Consider the following 1112-nt stretch of genomic DNA (forward strand, 5'->3'; position numbering starts at 1 on the left):
TTGATCCGTAAGGCAAATGTGGCAGGCTAGTCTGCGGCGTAGCGGACTTCTTCCTTGCCGAAAAAGGCTTTCACGCGGTCTGGCTGGTTCTGGCGGCGGCGCAGGTGGGTGCGTGCGCCTGCCGCCAGTTCCTGCTGGTCGCGGGGGCTTTGTGTTGCGGTGACGTGGTGTTTGAGGTCGCCGTTGAGCAGTTCGACGGGGTTGAGTTCGGGCGAGTACGGCGGCAGGAAATGCATCTCGATCCGCTCGGCCCGCTCGGCGAGCCAGGCTTTGAGCAGCTTCGCCCGATGCGAAGGATGCCCGTCGACGACCAAGTGGATCTTGCGGTCGAGATGGCGAGTGAGCCGATCAAGAAACTCGATCATCACCGTGACGTTGAACCCGCCCTCGAACACCGTGAAATACAGCTCGCCCCTGTTGCTGATCGCGGCCATCGCGTTGACGGTGAATCGCCGGCCACTGTTGGGCACCACCGGCGTCTTCCCGACCGGGGCCCACGTCGCCGCGATAGTGGCGTCCGAGCGCAGCCCGGTCTGATCCAGCCACAACACCACCGCGTTCTCCTGCTTGGCTCGCGCCGCGATCGCCGGATACCGCTGCTCGAGCCACGCCTGCACCGCCTCGGAATTCTTCTCATACGCCACCGCCACCGGCTTCTGCGGCGACAGGCCCCACGACCGCAGATACTTCCCGATCGTCACCCGCGACAACTCCACCCCGAACCAGCGTTTCACCAGCTCGGCGACCTGACCCCGGGTCCACACCAGCCCCGGCAGCGACAACTGGTCCGGATACTTGCCCAGCACAGCCCGCCGCACCCGAGCCTGCTGCTTCGCATCCAGCGCCTTCTGCTCGCCAGGACGGCGACCACGTTTCCCAGCGTCCAACGCACGATTCCCGTTACCCTTGAACGCTTTCCACCACCGCGCCACCGAACGCTCCGACACCCCGAACAACTCCGCGACCTCGACCTGGGTACGCCCAGACGAGACCGCGGCGACCACCCGCCTACGCAAATCCTCCTGCGAACGCTGAGAAAGCCGCCGCGCGTCCGTCACCCGCACCTTCGAAGCCACACCACGATCATGACATATTTGCCTTACGTGTCAATA

The 1112-nt window shown here is 64.7% G+C and carries 1 protein-coding gene; it reads right to left on the reverse strand.

The genetic code is table 11. The features are described from left to right. Nucleotides 1-26 precede the first annotated feature (26 nt). On the reverse strand, nucleotides 27-1058 hold the full coding sequence (locus ACIRGA_RS40870) for an IS630 family transposase (RefSeq protein ID WP_400952982.1): 1032 nt from the start codon (nucleotides 1056-1058) through the stop codon (nucleotides 27-29). Between the last annotated feature and the right edge of the window lie 54 nt (nucleotides 1059-1112).

It is taken from the genome of Amycolatopsis sp. NPDC102389, from assembly GCF_044765885.1.
Taxonomy (GTDB): Bacteria; Actinomycetota; Actinomycetes; order Mycobacteriales; family Pseudonocardiaceae; genus Amycolatopsis.